Raw genomic sequence first — 22,923 nt, forward strand, 5'->3', positions numbered from 1 at the left:
AGCGTCAGCCGCCCCGCAAGCCGAGCACCCGGCGGGCGATCGCCTGGCGATGGACTTCGCTCGGGCCTTCGTACATCCGCATCAACCGCGCCTTCTGCCAGAGCGCATTGAGCGGTAATTCCAGCGTCATGCCGAGCGCGCCGAGCGTCTGCATGGCGTGGTCGCAAGCCTCATAGGCCATTTCGGTGGCGAACACCTTGATCATCGACGCCTCGTGCCTGATGTCCTCGCCGCGATCGGTCTTGTCGGCGGCGTCGCGCACCATCAGCCGGCAGGCATGCATGCGCGTCGACATGTCGGCGATCCACCACTGGATCGCCTGGCGATCGGCGAGGTTGACGCCGAAGGTCTCACGCTGTTTGGCGTGCTCGCACAACATGTCGAGCGCGCGCCTGGTGATGCCGACGCAGGTCGATCCCATCTCGAGCCGGCGTGTGCGCAGGCGAAGCTGCATCGGCGCGTAGCCCTTCCCGACCTCGCCGAGCACGGAGTCCTTCGGGATGCGGCAGTCCTCGAACACGATCTCATAGGTCGAACCGCCGCCAAGCATCGGGATTTCGCGCTCGACGATGAAGCCCGGGGTGCCCTTCTCGACGATGAAGGAGGTGATGCCACCCTGCCGCTGGTCGCCGCCGACGCGCGCCATCACGATGATGAAGTCGGCGGCGCGCGCGTTGCTGATCCAGATCTTGCGGCCGTTCAGCACCCACTGCTCGCCGTCGAGCACCGCGCGCGTCTTCATGCCGGCCGGATCGCCGCCGGCGCCCGGCTCGGAGATCGCGATCGCCGATGTCATCCGGCCCTCGATATAGGGCTGCAGATATTTCTTCTTCTGCGCCTCGGTGCCGACCGCCTGCAGCATACGCAAATTCGGCGAGTCCGGCGGCAGCACGAACGGCACGCAACTGCGACCGAGTTCTTCGTGCACTGCGGCCATGGTGTGCGTCGGCAGATCGTGACCGCCGAGATCCTCGGGCGCATCGAGACCCCACAAGCCCAGTTCCTTCGACACGTCGCGTAGCCGCTTGCGCTGCTCGGTGGTCAATTCGGGATGATCGCTGCCGGGCAGTTTCGATTTCAAATATTGCGGCTCGAGCGGGATGAGTTCGCGATCGACGAATTTTGCGACCGTCTCGCGGATCATGGCTGTTTGTTCGTCATCGCTCATCTGATGTCCTCGCCTGTGCTGTCGTGTTTCGAAATCACTAGCGCACTTTAGATCGGCGGAGACAGCACAAAATGCGCGCGCGGCTTCACGAGCGCGCGTTTCATAAAGCGGAATTCGATATCCCGCGACGCGGTCAGCGGCCGCGCAACTGCGCCGGCCGTGGTGGCATGTCGAGCAATCGATCGCGCTGCACGAGGCCGTTTTCCCCGAGGAAGCGGTCGACGATCGGCGCCCAGATCGCGGTCCCGTTTTCACTGAACAGATAGTGTCCGTCACTGGCGAATGGCGGCGTGCGAACCAGCGTGAGATTGCCGCCGGCCTCGGTGAACGCGCTCGTCATCCGCCCCACCAATCGCGGTCCGAAGAAATGGTCGTTCTCGGCGGATACCCATAGCAAGGGGATGCGCGACAACCGACCAAACTGCGCGAACGCCTCGACCAGCTTGTCCTCGTTGCACACCTTGTCAGGGCCGCTCGATCCACGCCCTGGCGCGAACACGATCGCGGCACCGAGGCTCGTGGATCGTCCCGCCAACGCCACCGTGGCAAAGCCGCCGGCCGACCGGCCGACGCTGACATACTTGGTCCGGCTGACATAGGGCTGCTTCATCATATAGACGGCCGCGGCCGCGATGTCGCCCGCGCCGGCGCGCCCGGCGCGCTCGTAGTCGGGATTGCTGCAAGGCCCGTAGGTCTCGGCCCAACCGGCTTTCGACGCACCATAGCCGCGGCGCAGGACGGCCACCGCGACCCAACCCCGGCGTGCGAACTCGGCGGCCTGCGCCCACATCCCATACGGGCTCATCGCCGGTCGGTCCTCCGCCGAGCGCGGCGAGCCGTGGTTGATCATCGCGAGCGGATGCGGCTGCCCATCGTCGGGCCGCAGCACGATCGCGTCGAGCACGACGATGGCATCTCCGGACATCCCGGCGTTCGGCACCAGGATCTGCATTTCATCGAGCCGGACGCCTGCTGCCCGACCGGGCGCGACCGAGCCAGCGAAGGCGAACAGCGTCGCCGCGCACACGATGCGGAGCATTTGGCAATGTCGCATCGGCCCGAACTCCCCTGCCTCAGTCGGCAAAGCCGACGTAACGGACAAAGTCGCTGTTGTCCTCCCGATCCGACCGTACCGCGTTGGCGGCAAAGCCGTCGTCGGGATAGCCCATCGCGACGCAGGTCATGATCACCTGGTCTTCCGGGATATTGGCGACCTCGCGCACGATGTCCGAGCGCATGATACCCTGGCCGTTGATCACGCTGCCGAGCCCGCGATCCCAGGCCGCCAGAACGATGCCGTAGCAGAGCGCGCCGAGGTCGAAATGGCAGACCGCGCCGGGATCGAGGACCCGGTCATAGGCCAGCACCAGCGACACCGGGGCGTCGAACTGGCGGAAGCCACGCAGCACCCAATCCTGCCGCATCGGCTTGTCGTCGCGCTCAATCCCCATGGCGCCGAACAGCTTCTTGGCAATGTCGACCTGGCGCCCGCGGTGGACGCCCTGGTACTCGCCATGGCTGACAATGTCGCGCTTCGCCTTGGCGCCGGCGATCATCTCCTCCATGTTGCGCCGCCGAACCTCCTCCAGCGGCGCCCCGGTCAGGACATGGACGTGCCAGGGCTGGGTGTTCATTGAGGACGGCGCCCGCTTGGCGACCTCGATGATCTCCTCCACGGTCGCCCGAGAGACCGGCTGCTTCTTGAACCCGCGCACGCTTTTGCGTGTCTGTACCAGCGTCTCAAAGTCCATGTCGCACCGCCTCCGTTTTGTTCCACGCTGAATGCGGGGAATTTTCTCCGCCATTCGGCTATTTTATCGGCAAAATCCGCCATGGGAACTTGATCGGTTCAAGAATCCGATATCCAATCCCGCCACTGGTTTGGCCTAGGGAGAGACCCAAATGAAGCGGATTTTGTTGGCTGCCATCATCGCGACCTTTGCAGCCGGCTCGGCATTTGCCCAGGACGCGTCCTGCGAAACAAAAGCCGTCGGCAAGGACGGCAAGGCGCTCGCCGGAGCGGCAAAGACCTCGTTCATGAAGAAGTGCACCACTGACACCTGCGAGACCAAGGCGGTCGGCTCGGACGGCAAGAAGCTCGCAGGGGCTGCCAAGAACTCGTTCATGAAGAAGTGCCAGAGCGGCGCCTGAGCCCCTCGCCGCCCACTCCGCGATATCGTCAATCGAGACAAACCTTCGGGGCGCGTGCCAGCGCGACCCGAAGGAATTCAAGAGGCTTGCCTCCGTACTCTCCTTTTGACCGTTCGCAAGAACGAGACGCTGAAGTCAGAACGAGACGCCGACGAGCAGCCCCCTGCTCCAGACGCGCCGGCAACGTTTCCTGATGTTGCCATGAAACATTTCGAAACGTTCTGGTAGCTTAACGGCCTTCTGCAGCTCAATGCAGGCGCCACCGGCGGAATAATCCACCAGCCTGCACTCGATCAGCGGCGTCTTCGGTTCGAGCAGAAGCTTGACCGAACTAGACACACAACCTGTTGGACGAACACGCGCAAATCGCCGGGGATGCATCACCAATGCCTTCGAGTGGACCGGACACCATGCTCACCGGCCGCCGTTAAAATTCCGTGCAGGCCTGTTGTTGCTGACCTTGTCAGCCGGCCGAAGGCCGGCCGGCTTGCGCGAGGCGTCAGGACGAACGCGATGCCGCCAGCGTCTCCGACGGCGATTCACCGAACTGCGAGCGGTAGGTCCGGGAGAAGTCGCTTAGGTGCCAGAAGCCGTACGCCAAGGCGCAAGCCTTGACGCTATGCGCGCCGCCAAGGAGTTGCTGGCGTACCAGCCAGAGCCGACGCAAGCGCAGGTAACGATGCAGGCTCATGCCTCGAAATCGCTTGATGGCATCATGCAGGGTGCGCACGGACACGCCAATCTGCCTGGCAAGGTCGCCGCTGTAGATCGGGTGGGCCACATCGCCGGCGAGCACGGCTCGGGCGTCGTTGAAGACCTTGAACTGACGCATCGCGTTGACCCGCCGCGTCCACTCGGACGGAACGATCCCGGCGAAGGCGTCGTCGATCGCTGCAAGCAGGGATTCCTTGATCGCGGTGCCAGTGGCGACGGCATCGGTTGCCGCGGCCTGTTGTGACGTGACCAATAGCGCCTGCCGTACCACCTCACGGAGCCGATCCTGCGCCGGCTCGCTGATCTCGTGGATGCTGAATTTGACGATGGAATTGGGCCAACCGCGATCGACGATCTCGGGCGTAAAGACGATCGAGGTGTACTTGCGCGATGTCCGCTCGACTGTCGTGAAGAAGGCGCCGCCATTGCCGATGACAAGCGCCGCACGATCGCGTTCGGCGCCGTTGAACCGGATCGGAACGCCGTCGTCCATCGTGAAACCGATTGCTGTGGTACCGTGCGCGAACTGCGCGTCGATGATCCGCGGAAACGATTGCGTGTAGTTGATATCGCATCCCGGCAGATTGAGGATCACCTGCTCGGCCGAAATCCTTCGGGCAAGCGGAGTGAAATCCGCGTCCAGGTTTCTGATCGAACTCCGGAATGCGTCGACATCGTCAAATCTAAAGACTCTCGGCACAAGCAATGGTGCCGTCGAACCATTGTCCATCTGAAGCGATCTTGAAACTTAATGCCTGCCGCCCGCGCTCTCGCGCGCCGGCACCATCGATTGCATTCAGGCTCCGCTACCGAAGCCTACGAATCATCCAACAAACTCAATGAGGTAGTTGCGGCGCAATACACGGCTCAGGCAATGTCACAAAACTACGCCACTGCCGATTTTCGATAACGTTTGACGGGATTTCCACCATACCGAGCATTTGTCCCCATAAAATTTGATGAGGGTATTAATATTCAGAGAGCAAACTGACTTGGGGAACAGTGTCGTTCCCTGTCGCGGAGTATTTTTAGGTGCCGCAATGACTGGCATTGCCTCGACCGACCTTATTGCTGAACTTGACCATGTTTTGAAAGCCGGCCCGCCAGACCGCCGAATGCGGATGTTGCGGCAAGTGGCCAGCCTTTTTCTGGAAGACGCTCACCGGCTTAACGACCAACATATCGGCGTGTTCGATGACGTGCTGGTCCGTTTGACGGAAGACGGTGAGCTGCGGACACTGACGACTCTCAGCCGCGCCCTCGCCGACTCCCGCCTGGTGCCGAAGGAGCTGGCACGGCGCCTTGCCAATCATGATGATGCCGACGTAGCGGCTCCGATCCTGCGCAACTGCGACTGCATCCCTGATGCCGATCTGATCGACATCGCCTGGGTGCGCGCCGAAGAACACCTTTGCGCAATCGCCGTGCGGAAGAACGTCCCCGATGAGCTTACCGATGTCTTGCTGATGCGGGGGGACAGCAGCGTGCTTCGCAAGCTGGCAAGCAATCCCGGTACGAAGTTTACCAGCTCCGGCTTTGCCATGCTCATAGATACCGCAGAGCGCGATGAGGACATCGCCTGCTCGCTGGTAGCGCGCAACGACCTGCCGCCCGGAGCACTTGGCAACCTCATCGCGAGATGCTCGGCACGCCTCCAGGTCAAACTCCTCAAGATCGCGCCTCCGCCGTCGCAGAACGCGATCCGGACGGCAATCGATGCCAGCGCGGCCGCGCGCGCCCAACCAAAGCCGCCCGTCGTGATCGACTATACCGAAGCGAAGGCGACAGTTATGGCGCTCAACAATTCGGGCCAATTGACGATTCCAGCGTCAATCGTTTCGCGGTGAGACGCGAGTACCACAATGTTGTCGCCGCACTGGCGCAACTGGCGGCGGTGCCGACCGAGACGATCGAGGCGCTCACGGACTCCGCCGAGATCCACGGGCTCGTCATCGCCTGCCGGGCTGCGCGGCTGAACTGGAACACGACGGCGGCCATCATCAACAACCGGAAGGCTGCGCTGACGATCTCGCAACAGGAACTTGAGCTTGCCCGGGAGAGGTTTGAAGCCATGCCACTCTCGAACGCGCAGCGCACCGTGCGGTTTGGCTCGTTCAATGATTTGACCGCAGCGCCGTCGGTCGCACTGCGGAGGCCATGATGGCCTACGGAGACCGCAAGGCGGAGCGCGTCCGGCTGGACACCCGCCACCCCGTAAACCTGATGGGAGTAGACGGTACCTGGCATCGCAGTTGCGTCCTGCTCGATGTCTCCCAGAGCGGCGCGCGGCTCGAAGTCGAGGGAACGCTGGAAGTGCTGCGGGCGCACGAATTCTTCCTCGTGCTGTCATCGCGGGGGTTGGCCTTTCGCCGCTGCGAGCTGATCCGTGTCGACGGCACCGAGGTCGGCGTGAGGTTCATCGAGGAAAAAAAGAAGAAGGGACATCCCGGCATTCCAAAATGAGGACTGGCGGAATCCATCAACCTGAGGGGAACGACTATGCAGAAAGTAACGAATGTCACGGTCTCGACAGAGACCATCGAGCCGCTGCGGGGGGTCGTTGAGATCGATTGCGCCGGAGCGGTCGCGAAGTTCGAGATCAACGAGGATCTCGCGCATCAGCTTTGCAGCGGCCTCGATCGGTTTCTCACCCAGGTCACGTGCCGGCCGCGCCTGGTCCGGCTTGCGTGAAACACTCCTCGCACCGGCCAAGCTGACTTCCGTCTGCGATATCCTCGGAGGCACCGACGCGTATTCTTCACGCGAACCGGTATCCACTTCGCTTGAAAACGCTCTAGTCACGCCTGAACCGATAGTCGAAGCGGTCGCCGTCCGCCCTGATCAGGCCGACGGTCGGGGTCGGGAAATGAATCGGCAGGATCAGCGTGTCGGTCTCCGCAACCGAGGCAAAGAACTTCCGTCGCGATACGGCCGACTGTTTCGGGTCCCAATCCGGTTTGGCCGACCAGTCCGGCTCGCGGCACTGGATCACGTGGTGCATCAGGTCGCCGGCAACCACGGCGCGCTGGCCCTTCGAGAAGATGTTGACACAGCAATGGCACGGCGAGTGCCCGGGTGTCGGCGTCAGCGTGACGGTGTCGTCGAGCGCATAGTCGTCATCGACCAGCAGCGCCTGCCCGGCCTCGACAATCGGCAGGCAATTGTCGCGAAACACCGTGCCCGGCGGGTTGGCGCTCTTGGCATTTTCGGTCTCCCAGGCCGCATATTCGCTTTGGTGGAAGACGTATTTGGCGTTCGGGAACGTCGGCACCCAGCGCCCGTCGCGCAGGGTCGTGTTCCAGCCGGTGTGGTCGATATGCAGATGAGTGCAGAACACGTAGTCGATCTGCTCAAAGGAGATTCCGAGCGCGAACAGCTCGTTGCGCCAGCGTTCCTTGCCCGGGAAGTCGAACGGCGGCGGATGGCCCTTGTCCTCGCCGGTACAGGTGTCGACCAGGATGGTGTAGCGCGGGGTGCGGACCACGAAGGTCTGATAGGTGATCACCATCAGACCGCGCGCGGCGTCGAACACCTCGGGCTCCATCGTCCGCAGATGATGCCTGAACACGGCATCGTCATAGGCCGGGAAGAAATCCTGCGGCCGCCGCCACGGTCCCTCGCGCTCGATCACTGCGTCGATCGTGATGTCGCCGATCCTGATCTGCTTCATGGCCGTTCCGCTCCCGTCTTTTCCGCAGAGCGTAATCGGCAGCGCGGAGCCGGACAAGCTGGCCACACTAAAGGGCCAGGTTCGCAGCCAAGACCGCCCTCCCCTTGCGCACCCGACATGATAAATACCGCTCGGCCCTAACTGGTCGCCGGATCAAGGACAATCACATGGATCAATCGAACCCGCCACGCCCCAAGCTCGCCGAAACCTTTATCGAGCCTACGGTAAAACTGCGGGAGGTAGCGGTCGGCCGTTGCTGCGAGATCCTTGGTGACACATCGCTCGAATACACCGAACTCGGCGATTATTCCTACCTCGGTCAAGGCTGCATGGTCGCCGATGCACAAATTGGCCGGTTCTGCGCCATTGCGGCACAGGTCCGCATCGGAGCGCCCAATCATCCGCTCGACCGGCCCTCGCAACATCGATTTACCTATTGCCCGGAATACTACACGGCCTCCGCGCAACGGGATCATGACTTCTTCCAGCATCGACGCGCCGATCGCGTCGTGATCGGAAACGACGTCTGGATCGGTCATGCCGTCATTATATTACCTGGAGTGACCGTGGGAGACGGCGCCGTGCTGGCGGCAGGCGCCGTCGTTTCGCGCGATGTCGCGCCCTACACGATCGTCGGCGGCGTGCCGGCGCGGCAGATCCGGGAGCGCTTCAATCGCAACATCGCGGCTCAGCTGTCGCAGATCGCTTGGTGGAATTGGCCCCCGGAAACCATCTGGGAGCGCCTGCCGGAATTCCAGTCGGGAGATGTCGAAGCCTTTTGCAAGCGCTGGAAAGCGTGACGGCAAACGATCGCCGCATCCGCGTCTGCCTTCAGCTCCGCAATCCCGGCGCCTCGTGTCCAGTGCGCGCGACGTATTCGGTGTAGCCGCCGCCGAATTGGTGGATGCCCTCCGGCGTCAGCTCCAGTACGCGGTTGGAGAGTGCGGCGAGGAAATGCCGGTCGTGCGAGACGAACAGCATGGTGCCCTCGAATTCGCTGAGCGCATTGATCAGCATCTCCTTGGTTGCGAGATCGAGATGGTTGGTCGGCTCGTCGAGCACCAGGAAGTTCGGCGGATCGAACAGCATCTTCGCCATCACGAGCCGCGCCTTCTCGCCGCCCGACAGCACCCGGCATCTCTTCTCGACATCGTCGCCGGAAAAGCCGAAACAGCCGGCGAGCGCACGCAAGCTGCCCTGGCCGGCCTGCGGAAACGCATCCTCGAGTGACTGGAACACAGTGCGCTCGCCGTCGAGCAGGTCCATCGCATGCTGGGCGAAGTAGCCCATCTTGACGCTGCCGCCGATCGCCACCGAGCCGTCATCCGGCTCGGTCGAGCCCGCCACCAGCTTCAGCAATGTCGACTTACCGGCGCCGTTGACGCCCATCACGCACCAACGCTCCCTGCGGCGGATCATGAAGTCGAGCCCGTCATAGATGCGCTTGCTGCCATAGCCCTTGTGGACGCTCTTCAGGCTGACGACGTCCTCGCCGGAACGCGGCGCCGGCAGGAAGTCGAACGCCACCGTCTGCCGCCGCCGCGGCGGCTCGACGCGCTCGATCTTGTCGAGCTTCTTGACCCGGCTCTGTACCTGAGCGGCATGGGAGGCGCGCGCCTTGAAGCGCTCGATGAACTTGATCTCCTTCGCCAGCATCGCCTGCTGGCGCTCGAACTGCGCCTGCTGCTGCTTGTCGCTCAGCGCGCGCTGCTGCTCGTAGAATTCGTAGTCCCCGGAATAGCTGGTGAGCTGGCCGCCGTCGATCTCGACCACCTTGTTGATGATGCGGTTGATGAACTCGCGGTCATGCGAGGTCATCAGGAGCGCGCCCTCATAACCCTTCAGGAACTGCTCGAGCCAGATCAGGCTTTCGAGATCGAGATGGTTGCTCGGCTCGTCGAGCAACATCACGTCGGGCCGCATCAGGAGGATGCGCGCTAGCGCCACGCGCATCTTCCAGCCGCCGGAGAGCTTTCCGACATCGCCCTCCATCATCTCCTGGCTGAAGCCCAGGCCCGACAGCGCCTCGCGCGCGCGGCCGTCCAGCGCATAGCCATCGAGCTCCTCGAAGCGGTGCTGCACCTCGCCATAACGCGTGATGATATCGTCCATCTCGTCGGCCTTGTCGGGGTCGGCCATCGCGGCCTCGAGTTCCCTGAGTTCGGCTGCGACCTCGCTGACGGGACCCGCCCCGTCCATCACCTCGGCGACCGCGCTGCGGCCCGACATTTCGCCGACATCCTGGCTGAAATAGCCGATCGAGATGCCCCGATCGAGCGAGACCTGGCCCTCATCGGGCACGTCCTGGCCCGATATCATCCGGAACAGCGAGGTCTTGCCGGAACCGTTCGGGCCGACAAGGCCGATCTTCTCGCCCTTCTGCAGCGCTGCGGACGCTTCGATGAAGAGGATCTGGTGGCCGACTTGCTTTGAAACGTTGTCGAGGCGGATCATGACACTTGCGGGGAATCGAGAGGTTGCGGCCTCTTATTCGATCTGGAGCCCCGGTGGAAGCCCATTCGATGCGTTCCGTGCCGTGCTGACGTGCATGCTCGCCATTGCCAATCTACACGGACCCGGAATACTCCGCCGATCGGTCTTTTGGGGCTTCACATGCAAGTCTGGCTTCTCTCTCTGCTCGCGCTCGGCGCCGGCATCAGCGTGTCCGTTCAGCAGGTCCTGAACGGCAATCTGCGCGCTGCCTTGAACTCGCCGGCCTGGGCCGGATTCGTCAGCTATCTCGGCGGCCTGCTGACGATGGTGGCCGTCCTCCTGGTGCTGCGCGAACCCGTGCCGTCGTGGAAACTGGTGACGGCAACACCGTGGTGGGCCTGGAGCGGCGGTTTCCTGGGCGGTGTGTTCATCCTGCTGATGATCCTGTTGCTGCCCTCGCTCGGAGCTGCGACCCTGCTGGCGCTGATCGTCGCCGGTCAGATGCTCGCAGGCATTGCGATGGACCACTTCGGCGTCTTCGGGCTGACGCCGCATCCTGTGTCAGTTTCACGACTGATCGGCATTGCGCTCGTGATCGGCGGCGTTTTGCTCATCAAGGATTGAAGCGGGCGCGGACGCACGCTCTAGAAGCAGAGATTGGTCACCGCGTTGCCGCGCTTGTCCTTGATGACGTATGGACAGCGGGCGCGCTCCAGCGCCTTCTTGGCGTCTTCGTCGCCGAGTGCCGCGGCGCGTTCATAATAGGCCTTCGCGGTGTCGCTATCCTTCGGACCGCCGCGACCGGCCATCGCGAAAGCGCCCATCCGTTCCAGTGCGCCGGGATGGTTTTGCGCGGCGGCTTTCTCAAACAATGCGCGTGCTGCGGCGTCGTCCTGCGCGCCGCCCTTGCCGTCCGCCAGCATCATGCCGAGCTGATATTGTGCCTCGGCATTGGTCTCCGCAGCCTTGCCGAGCAATTCGCGCGCCCGCGCCGGATCGGATGCCACACTGCCGCCAAGGGCCGCGAGATTGCTGACACCGCGTGCATTGCCGGCCTGCGCCGCACGCTCGAATAACTGGCGGGCCTGCGCCTCGTCCTTGGCAACGCCGGTGCCGGTGCCGTAGAGCACGCCGAGCTCGACCATTGCCGAGGTCGAGCCCTTGTCGGAGGCCTTGCGCCAGGCGGCAGCCGCCTCCGCGGTCTGGTGGTTGGCGGCGTAGGCGCGGCCAAGCTGGTACATCGCGCGGCGCGACGATTTCGCCGCGACCGCGCAATATTTGATCGCGGTCGGGATGTCCGACGACGCGATCTGAGGCACGCCCTTGGCATCGGCCGGCTTGTCGGGATCGGTGGGATCGGCGGCGACGCGGTCGCACAACACGAGATCGGCCGATTGCGCATGGGCGAGCACGGGCGCGGACAATATCGCGGCGACGGCGAGTGCATGGAACGGTTTGATCATGGGCGGCAGGTTGCGTCGGCGGGCCGGCAAATTCAAGGCTCGAGCCCAGTCTCCCGCAGCACCGGCGCAACCTCGGCCGAGGCCAAATAACGCAGCAGGTGATCGGCGGCATCGGCGTTCGCCGCCCCCATCATCCGGCCGGCGGAGAACACCGCCGGCGTCTGCAAGTTCAGCGGAATGGGACCAACGACCTCGATACCGTCGACCTGCTTCAGCTCGCTGATCTGCTGGACCGCCAAATCCGCATCGCCGGTGACGAGCTTTTCCGCGGTGAAGCCCGCAGGGATAATCACCGCGCGTGCGTTGATCTCGGCGGCAATGCCGAGCCGCACGATCAGCTGCGCGAACAGAATACCGCTGGCCCCGAGCCGCGAATAGGCGACCGCCCGCGCGCCGAGCAGCGTTGCGCGCAACGCGGCTTCGGACGCGATATCGGGATGCGCCTCACCTGCTCTCACCGCGAGGCCGACATAGGAGCGCGCGAGATCGACGCAGCTCTCCGGGGCAACGCGGCCCTCGGCGATCATCTCGTCGAGCCCTTCACGGGTCAGGATCACGAGATCGGCCTCCTCGCCGCCGCGCAGGCGCTCGAGCAGCGCCAGCGTCGGCGCGAAATCGGCATCGATCCAGACACCGCTCGTTGCCCGGTAGGCTTCCGCGAGCCGCGCGACGGCGCCCTTCAATGCCAGCGTCGAGAGTACGCGAACTGAATCGTCCATCGGAGTTACGCTCGCCGCATCAGCTTGAGTTCCGCCGTGAGGCGGAGGCTGCGCTTGCCGGCGAGCGCGGTGGCGTCAAGCACGGCCCCCTCCGCATCGCAGGTGCCGGCAAAGCCGATGCCGACCTCGTGGCCGCCGAAGATCGTGTTCTCGCCCATCGCGGACGTATGCTCCTGATTCAGGATATGGCCCTTCCAGCGGCCATTCTCGGAGGTGTAGGTGCCGAGATAGTAGAAGAACGCGTCGCCGCCGAGGATCCGGCCGTTGTTGAGCAGCACCACGCCGGTAAGGCTGCCATCGACCCCGTCGAGCAAGCGGATGTGGATCGAATAAAGGCCGTTGGCGATGCAGCCCTCGCCGACACCGCCGGCGATCGGCATTTCGTCCGCGGTGATCGGCGTCATCACCGAGGAAAAGGGCGCGCCGGGCAATTCCTTCAGTTCGCCCTTGAAGCCGTAGAGATCGCCATTCAGCCTGCCTCTCGCGATCAGCGTTGCATCATCGGTGCCGGCCAGCGCGCGATAGTTCGGATCGGGGTTGTGGCGGACGGTCTTGATCTCGACCGTGATCTCGTCGCCATCCCTCTGGTAGGTGCCGATATGGGCGAAGGCCGAGTTGCCGCCAAGCATTTTGCCGTCGCCGACATACATCACGCTGCGGCCGACGGCGCCGCCGAGTTCAAAACGAACCTTGTAAAACCCCTCGAACAAGTGCCGTGTCCCCGGCAGCGCAATAATACAACCGTTGTCTAGCGTGGTTCATAACGCAGCGAAACCGCTTTCCGTGTGAGGCCGCACACAAGCAGTGTCGTTAAAATGCAAAAGTCCGCCAAGCTTTCGCTTGGCGGACCGGATTGCGATACCAGACGCTGCCGTCCGGCCTAACCAGGTCTTAGGCCGCAGCCTTCGCGCCGGTCGGCACCTCGGAAATGGTCTTCAGGATCTGCGACGCGATCTGGTAGGGGTCGCCCTGAGAGTTCGGGCGGCGGTCTTCCAGATAGCCCTTGTAGCCATTGTTGGCGAAGGAGTGCGGAACGCGGATCGAAGCGCCGCGGTCGGCAATGCCATAGCTGAACTTGTTCCAGGGCGCGGTCTCGTGCTTGCCAGTCAGACGCTTGTCGTTGTCAGGCCCGTAAACCGAGATGTGGTCCATGATGTTCTTCTCAAAGGCCGACATCAGCTGCTCGAAGTACTCCTTGCCGCCGACTTCGCGCATGTACTTGGTCGAGAAGTTGGCGTGCATGCCGGAGCCGTTCCAGTCGGTGTCGCCGAGCGGCTTGCAGTGGAATTCGATGTCGATGCCGTAGGTCTCGGTGAGGCGCAGCATCAGGTAGCGGGCCATCCACATCTGGTCAGCGGCGGTCTTGGAGCCCTTGCCGAAGATCTGGAATTCCCACTGGCCCTTCGCCACTTCGGCGTTGATGCCTTCGTGGTTGATGCCGGCGGCGAGACAGAGGTTGAGGTGTTCTTCCACGATCTTGCGTGCGACGCTGCCGACGTTCGAGTAGCCGACGCCGGTGTAGTACGGGCCCTGCGGCGCCGGATAACCGTCGGACGGGAAGCCAAGCGGCCGGCCATCCTTGTAGAAGAAGTATTCCTGCTCGAAGCCGAACCAGGCGCCTTCGTCGTCCAGAATGGTGGCGCGCTTGTTCGAGCCATGCGGCGTCTTGCCGTCGGGCATCATGACTTCGCACATCACCAGCGCACCGTTTTCACGTGCGGCGTCGGGATACACCGCGACCGGCTTCAGCACGCAGTCAGAGCTGTGGCCTTCAGCCTGCTGGGTGGACGAGCCATCGAAGCCCCAGAGCGGAAGCTGTTCGAGGGTTGGGAACGACGCGAATTCCTTGATCTGCGTCTTGCCGCGCAGGCTCGGCGTCGGCGTATATCCGTCGAGCCAGATATACTCGAGCTTGTACTTGGTCATTGAACCTCTCTGTTGATGATGCAAAAACGTGAAGGACCGAAAGCCAGTCGGCCGCCGCACGTGTACCCGGCCACCATCGGCCAGCTACTACCCAAGCAATTAAAATGCCAGTCGCTGCAGTGCGGCACTCGCCCAACTCACTAATGTCCACAGCGGACATTGCATTTTCTGGTGCGACATAGGAGCGCGGCTGGCATGCGTTTTGGGCAGTCAGATTCCGCTTTCCCACGTCCGGGAGCGCCCGATTCTCCGGCAAAACCGGCCGACGGCGTTCCGCCGATTAAAGCCGTGGCAGCGGCGCGGGATAGTTCACCTTCGGCCTGCCGGCGGCCAGCAACCATCAGCCCGGCCCAAGCGTTGGTCATCTGCATACTGCCTCGCAGGAGGCAAACGCGAACTTGCCTACAGATTAAACAGAATGTGACCGCTTCTTAGTCACCTTGCACCTCTGCGGTCGTCGGCCGATATCCAAAAGACGGTAACCGCACACGAAGGAGTCGGGCGCACCATGGTGGTTCGGATTCCCGACCAAGGAGATTTGAGATGATGAACACAGGCCTAAACGAGGGATCTGCAAAGATCTATCAATTCCCGGCCGGAGGCCGCGCGGCTCTCGGCGGACGTCGCTACAACGACGCCAGGACGGCGCTCGAACTTGCGGCGCAGGTGCAAACCTCGAGCTGCAACGACAGCTGGTACCATCAGGCGGCGATCGAGGAAGCCAAGCCGGGCCGGGATCACTGATGCCGGCGCGATCGAGAGGCCTAACGCGCAGGATACATCAGGCTGCGTCGGAGCAGTAAGCAAGGGTCGGAACCAAGGTTTCGGCCCTTTTTTCATGTCGGGTTGAGGCTGTCACCGGTTGCCCTGCCGAAGGCGACCAACAGCGCTCGCAGGATTAAGTCATATTCTCCCACCGAGAGGCCAGCTATAGACCAGTCTCGCGTCAAGTCCGCGACGATGTGAGCACAGGTTGAATCCAATGTCAGAAGCCCCGGCCCGCCATCTCAATCTCTCCGGCGCCAGCAATTTCCGCGATCTCGGCGGCTATCAGGCGCGCGATGGCCGCACCCTGCGCTGGCGGCAAATATTCCGTTCCAACCATCTTGCCCATCTGACCGAACCTGACATCGCGGTGGTGCGCGGGCTCGGAGTCAAAAGCGCATTCGACTTCCGCGGCGTCACCGAGCGCGCCGAGGCGCTGTGCGGCATGGCCGACGTCACGGTGCATTCGCTGCCCGTCGAGCCCACCGTCGTGGCCGCGCTGCGCGCGATCGCCGCGAGCGGCCGGCCGCTATCGAAGGCCGATGCGGTCGAGGTGATGCTGGATTCGTACCGCGGCTATGTGCAGGACAACACGCCGCGCTACCGCGCGCTGTTTGCCCATCTGCTCGAAGACCGCGCGCCGCTCGTGATCCATTGCACCGCCGGCAAGGACCGCACCGGCTTTGCCTGCGCGCTGATCCTGCACGCGCTCGGCGTGTCCGACGAAGTGATCGCGGACGACTATCTCCTGACCAACCAGTTCTACAAGCGCGATCCGTCCGCCAGCACCGAGCTTCCCGACGACGTCAAGCAGGTGCTCGGCGCCGTGCAGCCCTTGTTCCTGCATGCTGCGTTTGAGGCGATCGACGCCGATTACGGCAACCTCGACGGCTATTTCCGCGATGGCCTCGGGCTCGGACAGGCCGAGCGCAAGGCACTTGAAGGCCGCTATTTGCAGGCCTGACGGCTCAGGCCGCGGCCTCGAGCTCCGCGTCGAGATCGGCGATGACGTCCTCGAATGCCGAGATCGCCTGCTGGATCGCGGCGATCTGCATCAATTCCCAACTGCCCACCGGCCCGTTGCGGTTCTGCAGCGCCACCACGAGGTCGCGCCGCTGCTCCTTAAGCTGAACAAGCGGTAAACCGTGATCCGGAAGATATCCCATAACGAACCCCTGCCTTGGTCGGAGTTCGCTTCTAGCGGAAGGATTCTGCGATCGACTTACAGAACTGCCACAAATTTTACCGATCGCGCAACACCCGTAGTCTTACGTGATCGCCTCGCGCGTCACGGCCTCGTTGATCGCCTCGAATAACGCCCGGGTCACGCAGCCGGTCGCCCATTCGCCGGTGTGAAGAAACGGATCGTGGCCGTCGTCGAGTTCAGCAAGTGAAATCCCATCCTTGATCCATTGTTTCATCAGCGCAAAACGGCGAAACAAGTTGACTTGCTTGTCGGCGGCGACCTCAGCGATCATCGACATGTATTTGTCGGCGCGTTCGGCCTTCTTGTCGATCGCTTGGGTATATTGGGAATCCATGACCACGACGTCGAGTTGCAGCGCAGTGAGCACGTCGAGTCCTGCCTCGAACGTGGCTTGCACCTCATCGAAAACGTAGCCGTCTTTATAGACGGCGTTGGTGCCGACCTGCCAGATCACCAGCGCTGGCGCCTCGGTAACGACATCGGACTCGATGCGCGAAAATTCTTCCGGCGCTTCCTGCCCGCCGACTCCGCGGTTGATCACATCGATCAACCGGCCGAAGAACTGCTTCTCGCTCCGCAACAGCGTTTCGAGCCTCGGCGGAAACGGCATAACTCCGTCGGGGGCGCCCGCGGTCGATGACGATCCGAACGCCACCACCTTGATCTTGCGTTGGCGCTTGAGCGCCTTCGCGAAATGCGGCAAGCCGCGCCGGAACTTGACGATATCGAGATGCGTATTGCATGGCCTCGGGTCGGGCATCACAAACATCCTTTGCGCGAATGAATTGAACAATACCAGCAATAGGTAGCGAAATTCGCGCCATTGCAAATGAAATCCGCCTGATCATAGTGGGCGCCTGCTTCTTGCCTGTACGGAGACCACCATGAACGGAAAAGTCATCGCCATCACCGGCGCCCTTGGCGCACTCGGCAAGGTGGTCGCCGAACAAGCACTGGCGCGCGGCGCACGCGTCGCCGGAATCGATTATGCGGCTTCGTCGGTTGCGGCGACACCTGACCGCATCGAGCTCGGCGGCGTCGATCTCACCGACGCGGCAGGCGCCAAGTCTGCCATCGACAAGGTGGCCGCGCATTTCGGCCGGCTCGACGCGCTGGTCAACATCGCCGGCGGCTTCACCTTCGAAGCGGCGGCCGACGGCGAACCTGCGACTTGGCAGCGCATGTACGCGATGAACGTGATGACCGCGCTGAACGCATCGCGTGCGGCGATCCCGCATCTCACTGCGGCCGGCGCCGGACGCATCATCAATATCGGCGCGCTGGGCGCGTTGCAGGCCGCTGCCGGCATGGGCCCCTATGCCGCCTCGAAGGCCGGCGTGCATCGCCTGACCGAGGCACTCGCGGCCGAGTTGAAGGGCAAGGTCACGGTCAACGCCGTGCTGCCCTCGATCATCGACACCGCAGCCAACCGCGCCGCGATGCCGAAAGCCGACATCTCCAAATGGGTGACGCCGAAGGAGCTGGCCGACGTGATCCTGTTCCTCGCCGGCGCCGCCGCCAGCGCCGTCACCGGCGCGCTGCTGCCGGTCAACGGGCGGGTTTAGGCGTTCGACGTCTTTCTGAATGCCTTTTCGCTCCGCGTTGCACGTGTTATATTTGAGACATGACTACCGCTGAAGACCTTGAGAAGGCTGTCGAACAGTTGCCACCGCGTGAGCTGGCACGGTTTCGCGCGTGGTTCGAAACGTTCGACGCTGATCGTTTCGATGCCGCGATCGAGCGTGACGCTAGTTCCGGGAGGCTGGACGCTTTGGCCGATGAGGCTCTCGCGGCCCATCGCGCCGGAAAATCCCGCGACTTGTGAAACATTCCGCGTCGCCTGGATTCTGGGCTACTTACGAGGCCTTACCGTCTCCGATCCGCGAACTTGCCGACGCAAATTTTGAGCTGCTGAAACGCAACCCGCGCCACCCTTCCTGCAATTCAAGAAGGTCGGGCGGTTTTGGTCGGCCAGGGTCGGCCTGCGCTATCGGGCGTTAGCCGTCGAAACTGACGGCAGGTATCTCTGGTTCTGGATCGGCTCCCATGCCGACTATGATCGTTTGATCCGGTAGTTTTCCTTCGTCTCTGCCGGTCCTGCCGCCCTCAACTCGGAATCAAAAGTCTAAGCACCGCGCGAAAGCGGATGCTGCGCTTGCCGGCGAGCGCGGTGGCTTCGCCCTGCGCACCGTCCCCGTCGTAGGTGCCGGTGAAGCCGATGCCGACGTCGCGGCCACCGAACACCGGGCGCTCGCCGCGGCTCGGCGTGTGCTCGTGGTTGATCAACTCGCCCTTCCAGCGGCCGTTGGCGCTCTCATAGGCACCGAGATAATCGAAAAGCGCATCGTCGCCGCGGATGCTGCCGTTATGGAGCACCATGAGGCCGGTGTTGCCGGCGTCGATACCGTCGAGCATGCGGATGGTCAGCGAATAGAGGCCGTTGGCGATGCCATCGGCGCCGGCGCGCTCAATCCGGGATCAAGAGCCGCAGCTTCGACTTGAAGCGGATGCTCTGCTTGCCGGCGAGCGCAATACCGTCGCCTTCGGCAGTCGCGTCGGTATAGGTGCCGGTAAATCCGATCGTGACGACCTTGCGTTCCCACACCGGCCGCTCGCCGTAGGTCGGCGAATGTTCCTGGTTGGTGACCTCGCCCTTCCACTTGCCGTCGGCGGCGGTGTAGCTGCCGAAAGCGTAGAAGAATGAATCGCCGCCGCGCATCTGGCCGTCACGCAACACCATGACGCCCTGGTTGCCGCCAGTTACGCCGTCGAGAAAGTCGATGGTGATGTGATAGAGCCCGTTCCTGATCATGGAAATCGTTGCGCCTTCCCGTCAGCAACAATAGCCGTTCATGAGGACGTTGAGCAAACCCGGTCGACGTCAGCGGGGGCGATCCGCGCTATGCTGCTGCGGATTGAGTCGCGGCCCCAGGCGCCGCCGGAGCCTGCCCGTTGGAAACCGCGCTTTATCTGCCTGTCAAACGCTTCCTCGAAAAGCTCGGCTTCACGGTCAAGGGCGAGGTCGGCGGCTGCGATCTCGTTGCGCTGAGCGCTGGCGATCCGCCAGTCGTCGTGATCGGGGAACTCAAGCTCGCCTTCAATCTCGAGCTGATCCTGCAGGCGGTCGATCGCGCCGGGGCTGCCGACGAGGTCTGGATCGCCGCAAAAATCTCGATCCGCGGCAAGGGCCGCGAGAGCGACGCGCGCTACCGCAATCTGTGCCGCCGGCTCGGCTTCGGCATGCTCGGCGTCAGCACAACGGGCGATGTCGAGGTGCTGGTGAAGCCGCCGACCGCCGCACCGCGCCGCAATCCGAAGAAACGCTCGCGCCTGATCGCCGAGCATCGCAAGCGCAAGGGCGATCCCGTCCTCGGCGGCTCGACCCGGGCGCCGATCATGACCGCCTATCGGCAGCAGGCGCTGGCCTGCGCCTCGGCGCTTGCGAACGGCCCGCGCAAGGTCCGCGACCTGCGCGCCGATTTTCCGGACGCCGGCAAGATCCTGTTGCACAATGTCTATGGCTGGTTTGATCGCGCCGAGCTCGGCATCTATGTGCTGACCGATGCCGGGCGCGCGGCGCTGAAGCGCTGGCCGCAGCAGCCGGTGGATTTTTCAGGGGCAGCGGAAGCCGCACCTTAGGGACGAACAAGGGGGACGGAATGATCCTTGTGACCGGCAGCGTGACCGCCCGCCCCGACAGCTTTGACGAGGTGCGGCGGCTCAGCCTCGAACATGTGCACCGTTCGCGCGCAGAGCCCGGCTGCATCTCGCATGCCGTCCATATCGACTGCGAGAACCCGCTCCGGCTGGTATTTTTCGAGCAATGGGCCGACCTGGCTGTCCTGCAGGCCCATTTCGCGGTGCCGGCCACCCGCGAATTCGTGCTCGCGCTGCGGTCGCTCGCTGCATCTGCGGTACCTATCGAGCTTTACGACGGTCACAAGATCGAGAGACTCGGGACGCATGGCTGAAATGCCACATCGATTTCATATTGCAATGCAACATTGAGCCACTTACGTATCACCCGCGATTCAGAAACGAGGCGGCGATGAGCGGAGACTGGAACACCAAGTACGGCACAAGGCGCGTGCGGCATGATCCACCGACGCTGGAGGAGGCAATCTTCGCGGCCGTCGGCATCACCGATGACGTGCAAGGCCAGGCCGAGATCGCGTCCGCCCTGATGGGCCTGCCCTATGAAGAGGTGCTGGCCGAGGTCAAGAAGACCGCGCGCGTCAGCGCCCGCACCGGCACGGCAACCCGGGTGATCGCCGGCGAACAGGGTGCACAGCGCTCTATCGTGGTCGAGCGCCGCGTGGTCCGCCGCTTTGCGGCCCGCACCGGTACCTGACACCGAACCGATTGATGAAAACAAAAGGGCAATTCGCTGAGCGAATTGCCCTTTGGTCGTTTGTAGCGGTCGCCTTAGAGCGTTTTCGAGCGAAGTGGACGCCGGTTCGCGTGAAGAAAACGCGTCAAACAGAATTTAGAGCTTCGGTTCTGATTCAATCAGAACCGAAAATGCTCTAGGCGGCCCGGCCCCAGCCGGACATCTGCATCAGCATCCGCCAATAGGCACGGTTCATGTCGGCGATCGCGCGCACGGCCTCGACCGGCGAGACCGCGGGCGGCACCGGTTCGCTCTGGCTCTGCTCGGTCAGATCGATGCTGCCGGTGGATTCGCCGTGACGGAAGGTCAGGTGTGCGCCGAACTTGCTGGCGAGCGCCCGCATCGCGTCGTTCTGCGCGCCGGTGGTGATGCGCAGGTTGCTGTAGCCCTTGGCGCGCGCCTCGACGATCAGCTTGCGAAACAGAATGCTGCCGACGCCCTTGCGCCGCACCGACCGCTCCACGCTGAACGCGATCTCGGGCTGGGCGTCGGGCGACTGCTCCGGCGGATGCAATTCGGCCGCGCCGCGGACGACGCCGTCCTCGACATAAGCGATGATGACGGTGCCGTCATTGGCGCACCGCTCGGCATAGCGACGGATGAAACTGTCATCGATGAAGCCATGAAAGCGATCATGGCGGCTGGTTCGGTCCAGTCTTAAAAGATGATCGCGCAGCAGAGGCAATTCCTCCTGCTGACGCAGAGTCCGTACGGTGCCCTTGGCAGGCGTCGAACTGATAGAATCGTGGTTCATTCCATAACTCCTCTTGGTAGCCCTCGAGGAGGCGTCGTGTCCCTAGCACACCTATATTGTGCATCGCACAATGTAATTCAAGTCTTTAGATTCATTTAAATGACCCATGAGGTGATTTGGAAATCATATGATTGATGATGACTATCATAATACCAGTTGGGTCTGCGTGACGACAGCGACCAGCTTGCCATCTTCCGTCTCCAGCCGGGTCTGCCAGACTTGGGTCCGCCGCCCCCGGTGAACCGGCGTCGCTGACGCGATGACCGTGGTCCCCTCCTTGGCGCCGCCGATGAAGTTAGTCTTGCTCTCCAGTGTCGTGGTGCCCTTGGCATCCTCCGGCAGGTTGATCACGGTGGCCGCCGCGCCGACCGAATCCGCGAACGCCATCACCGCGCCGCCATGGATGGTGTGGTTGAGGGTGCAGAGCTCCGGCCGCACCACCATCCGGGCGACCACGCGATCCCTGTCGGCCGCGATGAAGGTGACGCCCTTCAGTTCCGCGAATGGCATCTTCATCGACTGGATTTTTTCGAGCGGCGTCATGGGCTCTCCCTGTTGTTTCTTCAAAGCTGTTCCCTGGCATGATGGATTGCCTGACCGAGCCCGGCAATGACGTCCGAGGTCATGGCGGCAATGACGTCATGGCTGCCGTGACAATGTGCCGCCGAGTCGGCATACCGTCCCCATGCGCGACTTCCCTCCCCGCCGGATCGTCTGCCTGACCGAAGAGACCGTCGAGACGCTGTATCTGCTCGGTGAGCAGGACCGCGTCGTCGGCGTCTCCGGCTACGCAGTGCGGCCGCCTCAAGTGCGCCGCGAGAAGCCGCGCGTCGCCGCCTTCATCTCCGCGGACATTCCAAAAATCCTCGCGCTGGCGCCCGATCTGGTGCTCGCGTTCTCCGACCTGCAGGCCGACATCGTCGCCGATCTGGTTCGATCAGGCGTCGCCGTCCATGTCTTCAACCAGCGCGACCTGGCCGGCATCTTTGCGATGATCCGCACCCTCGGCGCCATCGTCGGCGCCGCGGAGCGTGCCGAGCGGCTCGCGCAGGACCTCGAGCACAGGCTTGCGGCGATCGCCTCGACGCCGCGTGCGGCACCGCGGCCAAAAGTCTATTTCGAGGAATGGGACGATCCCCTGATCAGCGGCATCGGCTGGGTCTCCGAGCTGATCGAGATCGCCGGCGGCGAGGACGCGTTGCCGCATTTGCGCGTTCACAAGGCGGCCAAGGACCGCATCATCGCACCAGACGTCGTGCGCGACACCATGCCCGACGTCATCCTGGCGTCCTGGTGCGGCAAGAAGGTCGTGCCCGAACGTATCCGCAAGCGGGACGGCTGGAGCGAAATTCCGGCCGTACGCAACGACCGCATCGTCGAGATCAAGTCGACGATCATCCTGCAGCCGGGACCGGCTGCGCTGACGGATGGGCTGGATGCAATCGTCAAGGCGCTGTGGCCTGAGAATTCGTAGGGTGGGCAAAAGCGCCAAGCGCCGTGCCCACCATCCACGCCGTGCTCGCGATGGTGGGCACGCTACGCTTTGCCCACCCTACGCAGCTG

29 protein-coding genes and 2 pseudogenes are annotated in these 22,923 nt (G+C 63.1%); 14 read left to right on the plus strand and 17 right to left on the minus strand.

Going from position 1 to position 22,923, the window contains the following annotated elements:
- Positions 1 to 4 precede the first annotated feature (4 nt).
- The 3 genes from ACP2YO_RS26555 to ACP2YO_RS26565 all read right to left on the minus strand — a co-directional run bounded on the left by ACP2YO_RS26555 (position 5) and on the right by ACP2YO_RS26565 (position 2,919).
- Positions 5 to 1,168: an acyl-CoA dehydrogenase family protein gene (locus ACP2YO_RS26555; RefSeq protein WP_426434126.1), complete on the minus strand. Its 1,164-nt coding sequence runs from the start codon at positions 1,166 to 1,168 to the stop codon at positions 5 to 7.
- A 133-nt stretch (positions 1,169 to 1,301) separates the two neighbouring features.
- Positions 1,302 to 2,207 (minus strand): alpha/beta hydrolase family protein, encoded by a 906-nt coding sequence (locus ACP2YO_RS26560; protein ID WP_426434127.1) that lies wholly within the window; start codon positions 2,205 to 2,207, stop codon positions 1,302 to 1,304.
- 34 nt (positions 2,208 to 2,241) lie between these two features.
- Positions 2,242 to 2,919, minus strand: a complete 678-nt coding sequence (locus ACP2YO_RS26565; RefSeq protein ID WP_426434128.1) for a nitroreductase — start codon at positions 2,917 to 2,919, stop codon at positions 2,242 to 2,244.
- A gap of 151 nt (positions 2,920 to 3,070) precedes the next feature.
- On the opposite strand from ACP2YO_RS26565, the gene ACP2YO_RS26570 reads away from it, so the two are divergent.
- Entirely contained in the window at positions 3,071 to 3,319 is a 249-nt protein-coding gene (locus ACP2YO_RS26570) for a hypothetical protein (protein WP_426434129.1), read from the plus strand.
- Between the two features lie 135 nt (positions 3,320 to 3,454).
- On the opposite strand, the gene ACP2YO_RS26575 is transcribed toward ACP2YO_RS26570, so the two are convergent.
- Positions 3,455 to 3,700, minus strand: coding sequence for a PilZ domain-containing protein (locus ACP2YO_RS26575; RefSeq protein WP_426443318.1), 246 nt, complete (start codon positions 3,698 to 3,700; stop codon positions 3,455 to 3,457).
- 118 nt (positions 3,701 to 3,818) lie between these two features.
- On the minus strand, positions 3,819 to 4,763 hold the full coding sequence (locus tag ACP2YO_RS26580) for a helix-turn-helix domain-containing protein (protein WP_426434130.1): 945 nt from the start codon (positions 4,761 to 4,763) through the stop codon (positions 3,819 to 3,821).
- 391 nt (positions 4,764 to 5,154) lie between these two features.
- Between ACP2YO_RS26580 and ACP2YO_RS26585 the strand changes: the two are divergent.
- The 3 genes and pseudogenes from ACP2YO_RS26585 (at position 5,155) to ACP2YO_RS26595 (ending at position 6,724) form a co-directional block, all read left to right on the plus strand.
- A pseudogene (locus ACP2YO_RS26585) lies at positions 5,155 to 6,194 on the plus strand (DUF2336 domain-containing protein).
- On the plus strand, positions 6,194 to 6,496 hold the full coding sequence (locus tag ACP2YO_RS26590) for a PilZ domain-containing protein (protein ID WP_426434131.1): 303 nt from the start codon (positions 6,194 to 6,196) through the stop codon (positions 6,494 to 6,496). The pseudogene ACP2YO_RS26585 and the gene ACP2YO_RS26590 overlap by 1 nt, the downstream one beginning before the upstream one ends.
- A 36-nt stretch (positions 6,497 to 6,532) precedes the next feature.
- On the plus strand, positions 6,533 to 6,724 hold the full coding sequence (locus ACP2YO_RS26595; RefSeq protein WP_426434132.1) for a hypothetical protein: 192 nt from the start codon (positions 6,533 to 6,535) through the stop codon (positions 6,722 to 6,724).
- Positions 6,725 to 6,827: 103 nt separating this feature from the next.
- Here the strand turns inward: ACP2YO_RS26595 and ACP2YO_RS26600 are convergent, their stop codons facing one another.
- Positions 6,828 to 7,703, minus strand: coding sequence for an MBL fold metallo-hydrolase (locus tag ACP2YO_RS26600; RefSeq protein WP_426434133.1), 876 nt, complete (start codon positions 7,701 to 7,703; stop codon positions 6,828 to 6,830).
- Between the two features lie 167 nt (positions 7,704 to 7,870).
- On the opposite strand from ACP2YO_RS26600, the gene ACP2YO_RS26605 reads away from it, so the two are divergent.
- Positions 7,871 to 8,503: a DapH/DapD/GlmU-related protein gene (locus ACP2YO_RS26605; protein ID WP_426434134.1), complete on the plus strand. Its 633-nt coding sequence runs from the start codon at positions 7,871 to 7,873 to the stop codon at positions 8,501 to 8,503.
- 31 nt (positions 8,504 to 8,534) lie between these two features.
- On the opposite strand, the gene ACP2YO_RS26610 is transcribed toward ACP2YO_RS26605, so the two are convergent.
- Positions 8,535 to 10,157 carry an ABC-F family ATP-binding cassette domain-containing protein gene (locus ACP2YO_RS26610; protein ID WP_426434135.1) on the minus strand — a complete coding sequence of 541 codons (1,623 nt, stop codon included), beginning with the start codon at positions 10,155 to 10,157 and terminating at the stop codon, positions 8,535 to 8,537.
- Between the two features lie 159 nt (positions 10,158 to 10,316).
- Between ACP2YO_RS26610 and ACP2YO_RS26615 the strand changes: the two genes are divergently transcribed.
- A complete protein-coding gene (locus tag ACP2YO_RS26615; RefSeq protein WP_426434136.1) occupies positions 10,317 to 10,760 on the plus strand; it encodes a DMT family transporter in 444 nt (147 codons plus the stop codon).
- A gap of 20 nt (positions 10,761 to 10,780) precedes the next feature.
- On the opposite strand, the gene ACP2YO_RS26620 is transcribed toward ACP2YO_RS26615, so the two are convergent.
- The 4 genes from ACP2YO_RS26620 to ACP2YO_RS26635 form a co-directional block, all read right to left on the minus strand.
- Positions 10,781 to 11,599 carry a tetratricopeptide repeat protein gene (locus tag ACP2YO_RS26620; protein WP_426434137.1) on the minus strand — a complete coding sequence of 273 codons (819 nt, stop codon included), beginning with the start codon at positions 11,597 to 11,599 and terminating at the stop codon, positions 10,781 to 10,783.
- A 32-nt stretch (positions 11,600 to 11,631) separates the two neighbouring features.
- Positions 11,632 to 12,318: a substrate-binding domain-containing protein gene (locus tag ACP2YO_RS26625; protein WP_426434138.1), complete on the minus strand. Its 687-nt coding sequence runs from the start codon at positions 12,316 to 12,318 to the stop codon at positions 11,632 to 11,634.
- 5 nt (positions 12,319 to 12,323) lie between these two features.
- Complete coding sequence (locus ACP2YO_RS26630; RefSeq protein ID WP_426434139.1) at positions 12,324 to 13,028, minus strand: GrlR family regulatory protein; 705 nt, start codon at positions 13,026 to 13,028, stop codon at positions 12,324 to 12,326.
- 181 nt (positions 13,029 to 13,209) lie between these two features.
- Positions 13,210 to 14,244 (minus strand): glutamine synthetase beta-grasp domain-containing protein, encoded by a 1,035-nt coding sequence (locus ACP2YO_RS26635; RefSeq protein ID WP_426434140.1) that lies wholly within the window; start codon positions 14,242 to 14,244, stop codon positions 13,210 to 13,212.
- A 543-nt stretch (positions 14,245 to 14,787) separates the two neighbouring features.
- On the opposite strand from ACP2YO_RS26635, the gene ACP2YO_RS26640 reads away from it, so the two are divergent.
- Together ACP2YO_RS26640 and ACP2YO_RS26645 are read left to right on the plus strand one after the other, a co-directional pair.
- Positions 14,788 to 14,988, plus strand: a complete 201-nt coding sequence (locus ACP2YO_RS26640; protein ID WP_426434141.1) for a DUF2735 domain-containing protein — start codon at positions 14,788 to 14,790, stop codon at positions 14,986 to 14,988.
- Between the two features lie 238 nt (positions 14,989 to 15,226).
- Positions 15,227 to 15,973: a tyrosine-protein phosphatase gene (locus ACP2YO_RS26645; protein WP_426434142.1), complete on the plus strand. Its 747-nt coding sequence runs from the start codon at positions 15,227 to 15,229 to the stop codon at positions 15,971 to 15,973.
- A gap of 4 nt (positions 15,974 to 15,977) precedes the next feature.
- Here the strand turns inward: ACP2YO_RS26645 and ACP2YO_RS26650 are convergent, their stop codons facing one another.
- Both ACP2YO_RS26650 and ACP2YO_RS26655 read right to left on the minus strand, forming a co-directional pair.
- Positions 15,978 to 16,175, minus strand: a complete 198-nt coding sequence (locus ACP2YO_RS26650) for a hypothetical protein (protein WP_044588360.1) — start codon at positions 16,173 to 16,175, stop codon at positions 15,978 to 15,980.
- A 102-nt stretch (positions 16,176 to 16,277) separates the two neighbouring features.
- On the minus strand, positions 16,278 to 16,976 hold the full coding sequence (locus ACP2YO_RS26655; protein ID WP_426434143.1) for an SGNH/GDSL hydrolase family protein: 699 nt from the start codon (positions 16,974 to 16,976) through the stop codon (positions 16,278 to 16,280).
- 124 nt (positions 16,977 to 17,100) lie between these two features.
- On the opposite strand from ACP2YO_RS26655, the gene fabG reads away from it, so the two are divergent.
- Together fabG and ACP2YO_RS26665 are read left to right on the plus strand one after the other, a co-directional pair.
- A complete protein-coding gene (fabG, locus tag ACP2YO_RS26660) occupies positions 17,101 to 17,781 on the plus strand; it encodes a 3-oxoacyl-ACP reductase FabG (protein ID WP_426434144.1) in 681 nt (226 codons plus the stop codon).
- Between the two features lie 256 nt (positions 17,782 to 18,037).
- A pseudogene (locus ACP2YO_RS26665) lies at positions 18,038 to 18,291 on the plus strand (hypothetical protein).
- A gap of 31 nt (positions 18,292 to 18,322) precedes the next feature.
- Here the strand turns inward: ACP2YO_RS26665 and ACP2YO_RS26670 are convergent.
- Complete coding sequence (locus ACP2YO_RS26670) at positions 18,323 to 18,631, minus strand: hypothetical protein (protein ID WP_426434145.1); 309 nt, start codon at positions 18,629 to 18,631, stop codon at positions 18,323 to 18,325.
- Positions 18,632 to 18,683: 52 nt separating this feature from the next.
- Entirely contained in the window at positions 18,684 to 19,028 is a 345-nt protein-coding gene (locus ACP2YO_RS26675) for a hypothetical protein (RefSeq protein ID WP_426434146.1), read from the minus strand.
- A 140-nt stretch (positions 19,029 to 19,168) separates the two neighbouring features.
- Between ACP2YO_RS26675 and ACP2YO_RS26680 the strand changes: the two genes are divergently transcribed.
- The 3 genes from ACP2YO_RS26680 to ACP2YO_RS26690 all read left to right on the plus strand — a co-directional run bounded on the left by ACP2YO_RS26680 (position 19,169) and on the right by ACP2YO_RS26690 (position 20,567).
- Entirely contained in the window at positions 19,169 to 19,855 is a 687-nt protein-coding gene (locus ACP2YO_RS26680) for a DUF2161 domain-containing phosphodiesterase (protein WP_426434147.1), read from the plus strand.
- A gap of 20 nt (positions 19,856 to 19,875) precedes the next feature.
- Positions 19,876 to 20,187: a putative quinol monooxygenase gene (locus ACP2YO_RS26685; RefSeq protein ID WP_426434148.1), complete on the plus strand. Its 312-nt coding sequence runs from the start codon at positions 19,876 to 19,878 to the stop codon at positions 20,185 to 20,187.
- 77 nt (positions 20,188 to 20,264) lie between these two features.
- The gene (locus ACP2YO_RS26690) at positions 20,265 to 20,567 is read left to right on the plus strand and encodes a hypothetical protein (protein ID WP_426434149.1); all 303 of its coding nucleotides are present in this window, start codon (positions 20,265 to 20,267) and stop codon (positions 20,565 to 20,567) included.
- 175 nt (positions 20,568 to 20,742) lie between these two features.
- Here ACP2YO_RS26690 and ACP2YO_RS26695 read toward each other — a convergent pair whose 3' ends face one another.
- Positions 20,743 to 21,360, minus strand: coding sequence for an N-acetyltransferase family protein (locus ACP2YO_RS26695; protein WP_426434150.1), 618 nt, complete (start codon positions 21,358 to 21,360; stop codon positions 20,743 to 20,745).
- 144 nt (positions 21,361 to 21,504) lie between these two features.
- Positions 21,505 to 21,903 carry a PaaI family thioesterase gene (locus tag ACP2YO_RS26700; protein WP_426434151.1) on the minus strand — a complete coding sequence of 133 codons (399 nt, stop codon included), beginning with the start codon at positions 21,901 to 21,903 and terminating at the stop codon, positions 21,505 to 21,507.
- Positions 21,904 to 22,045: 142 nt separating this feature from the next.
- On the opposite strand from ACP2YO_RS26700, the gene ACP2YO_RS26705 reads away from it, so the two are divergent.
- On the plus strand, positions 22,046 to 22,834 hold the full coding sequence (locus ACP2YO_RS26705; protein ID WP_426434152.1) for a cobalamin-binding protein: 789 nt from the start codon (positions 22,046 to 22,048) through the stop codon (positions 22,832 to 22,834).
- The last annotated feature ends 89 nt before the right edge of the window (positions 22,835 to 22,923 follow it).

It is taken from the genome of Bradyrhizobium genosp. P, assembly GCF_049949265.1.
Lineage (GTDB): Bacteria > Pseudomonadota > Alphaproteobacteria > Rhizobiales > Xanthobacteraceae > Bradyrhizobium.

Excerpts from the sequence above, each read along its gene's own strand:
- ACP2YO_RS26575 (WP_426443318.1), bottom strand. The coding sequence starts at position 3,700 with ATGCATCCCCGGCGATTTGCGCGTGTTCGTCCAACAGGTTGTGTGTCT.
- ACP2YO_RS26610 (WP_426434135.1), bottom strand. The coding sequence starts at position 10,157 with ATGATCCGCCTCGACAACGTTTCAAAGCAAGTCGGCCACCAGATCCTC.
- ACP2YO_RS26600 (WP_426434133.1), bottom strand. The coding sequence starts at position 7,703 with ATGAAGCAGATCAGGATCGGCGACATCACGATCGACGCAGTGATCGAG.
- ACP2YO_RS26650 (WP_044588360.1), bottom strand. The coding sequence starts at position 16,175 with ATGGGATATCTTCCGGATCACGGTTTACCGCTTGTTCAGCTTAAGGAG.
- ACP2YO_RS26655 (WP_426434143.1), bottom strand. The coding sequence starts at position 16,976 with ATGCCCGACCCGAGGCCATGCAATACGCATCTCGATATCGTCAAGTTC.
- ACP2YO_RS26615 (WP_426434136.1), top strand. The coding sequence starts at position 10,317 with ATGCAAGTCTGGCTTCTCTCTCTGCTCGCGCTCGGCGCCGGCATCAGC.
- ACP2YO_RS26580 (WP_426434130.1), bottom strand. The coding sequence starts at position 4,763 with ATGGACAATGGTTCGACGGCACCATTGCTTGTGCCGAGAGTCTTTAGA.
- ACP2YO_RS26605 (WP_426434134.1), top strand. The coding sequence starts at position 7,871 with ATGGATCAATCGAACCCGCCACGCCCCAAGCTCGCCGAAACCTTTATC.
- ACP2YO_RS26685 (WP_426434148.1), top strand. The coding sequence starts at position 19,876 with ATGATCCTTGTGACCGGCAGCGTGACCGCCCGCCCCGACAGCTTTGAC.
- ACP2YO_RS26570 (WP_426434129.1), top strand. The coding sequence starts at position 3,071 with ATGAAGCGGATTTTGTTGGCTGCCATCATCGCGACCTTTGCAGCCGGC.
- ACP2YO_RS26695 (WP_426434150.1), bottom strand. The coding sequence starts at position 21,360 with ATGAACCACGATTCTATCAGTTCGACGCCTGCCAAGGGCACCGTACGG.
- ACP2YO_RS26645 (WP_426434142.1), top strand. The coding sequence starts at position 15,227 with ATGTCAGAAGCCCCGGCCCGCCATCTCAATCTCTCCGGCGCCAGCAAT.
- ACP2YO_RS26620 (WP_426434137.1), bottom strand. The coding sequence starts at position 11,599 with ATGATCAAACCGTTCCATGCACTCGCCGTCGCCGCGATATTGTCCGCG.
- ACP2YO_RS26560 (WP_426434127.1), bottom strand. The coding sequence starts at position 2,207 with ATGCTCCGCATCGTGTGCGCGGCGACGCTGTTCGCCTTCGCTGGCTCG.
- ACP2YO_RS26565 (WP_426434128.1), bottom strand. The coding sequence starts at position 2,919 with ATGGACTTTGAGACGCTGGTACAGACACGCAAAAGCGTGCGCGGGTTC.
- ACP2YO_RS26670 (WP_426434145.1), bottom strand. The coding sequence starts at position 18,631 with ATGCTCGACGGTATCGACGCCGGCAACACCGGCCTCATGGTGCTCCAT.
- ACP2YO_RS26625 (WP_426434138.1), bottom strand. The coding sequence starts at position 12,318 with ATGGACGATTCAGTTCGCGTACTCTCGACGCTGGCATTGAAGGGCGCC.
- ACP2YO_RS26555 (WP_426434126.1), bottom strand. The coding sequence starts at position 1,168 with ATGAGCGATGACGAACAAACAGCCATGATCCGCGAGACGGTCGCAAAA.
- ACP2YO_RS26675 (WP_426434146.1), bottom strand. The coding sequence starts at position 19,028 with ATGATCAGGAACGGGCTCTATCACATCACCATCGACTTTCTCGACGGC.
- ACP2YO_RS26700 (WP_426434151.1), bottom strand. The coding sequence starts at position 21,903 with ATGACGCCGCTCGAAAAAATCCAGTCGATGAAGATGCCATTCGCGGAA.
- fabG (WP_426434144.1), top strand. The coding sequence starts at position 17,101 with ATGAACGGAAAAGTCATCGCCATCACCGGCGCCCTTGGCGCACTCGGC.
- ACP2YO_RS26635 (WP_426434140.1), bottom strand. The coding sequence starts at position 14,244 with ATGACCAAGTACAAGCTCGAGTATATCTGGCTCGACGGATATACGCCG.
- ACP2YO_RS26595 (WP_426434132.1), top strand. The coding sequence starts at position 6,533 with ATGCAGAAAGTAACGAATGTCACGGTCTCGACAGAGACCATCGAGCCG.
- ACP2YO_RS26640 (WP_426434141.1), top strand. The coding sequence starts at position 14,788 with ATGATGAACACAGGCCTAAACGAGGGATCTGCAAAGATCTATCAATTC.
- ACP2YO_RS26705 (WP_426434152.1), top strand. The coding sequence starts at position 22,046 with ATGCGCGACTTCCCTCCCCGCCGGATCGTCTGCCTGACCGAAGAGACC.
- ACP2YO_RS26590 (WP_426434131.1), top strand. The coding sequence starts at position 6,194 with ATGGCCTACGGAGACCGCAAGGCGGAGCGCGTCCGGCTGGACACCCGC.
- ACP2YO_RS26690 (WP_426434149.1), top strand. The coding sequence starts at position 20,265 with ATGAGCGGAGACTGGAACACCAAGTACGGCACAAGGCGCGTGCGGCAT.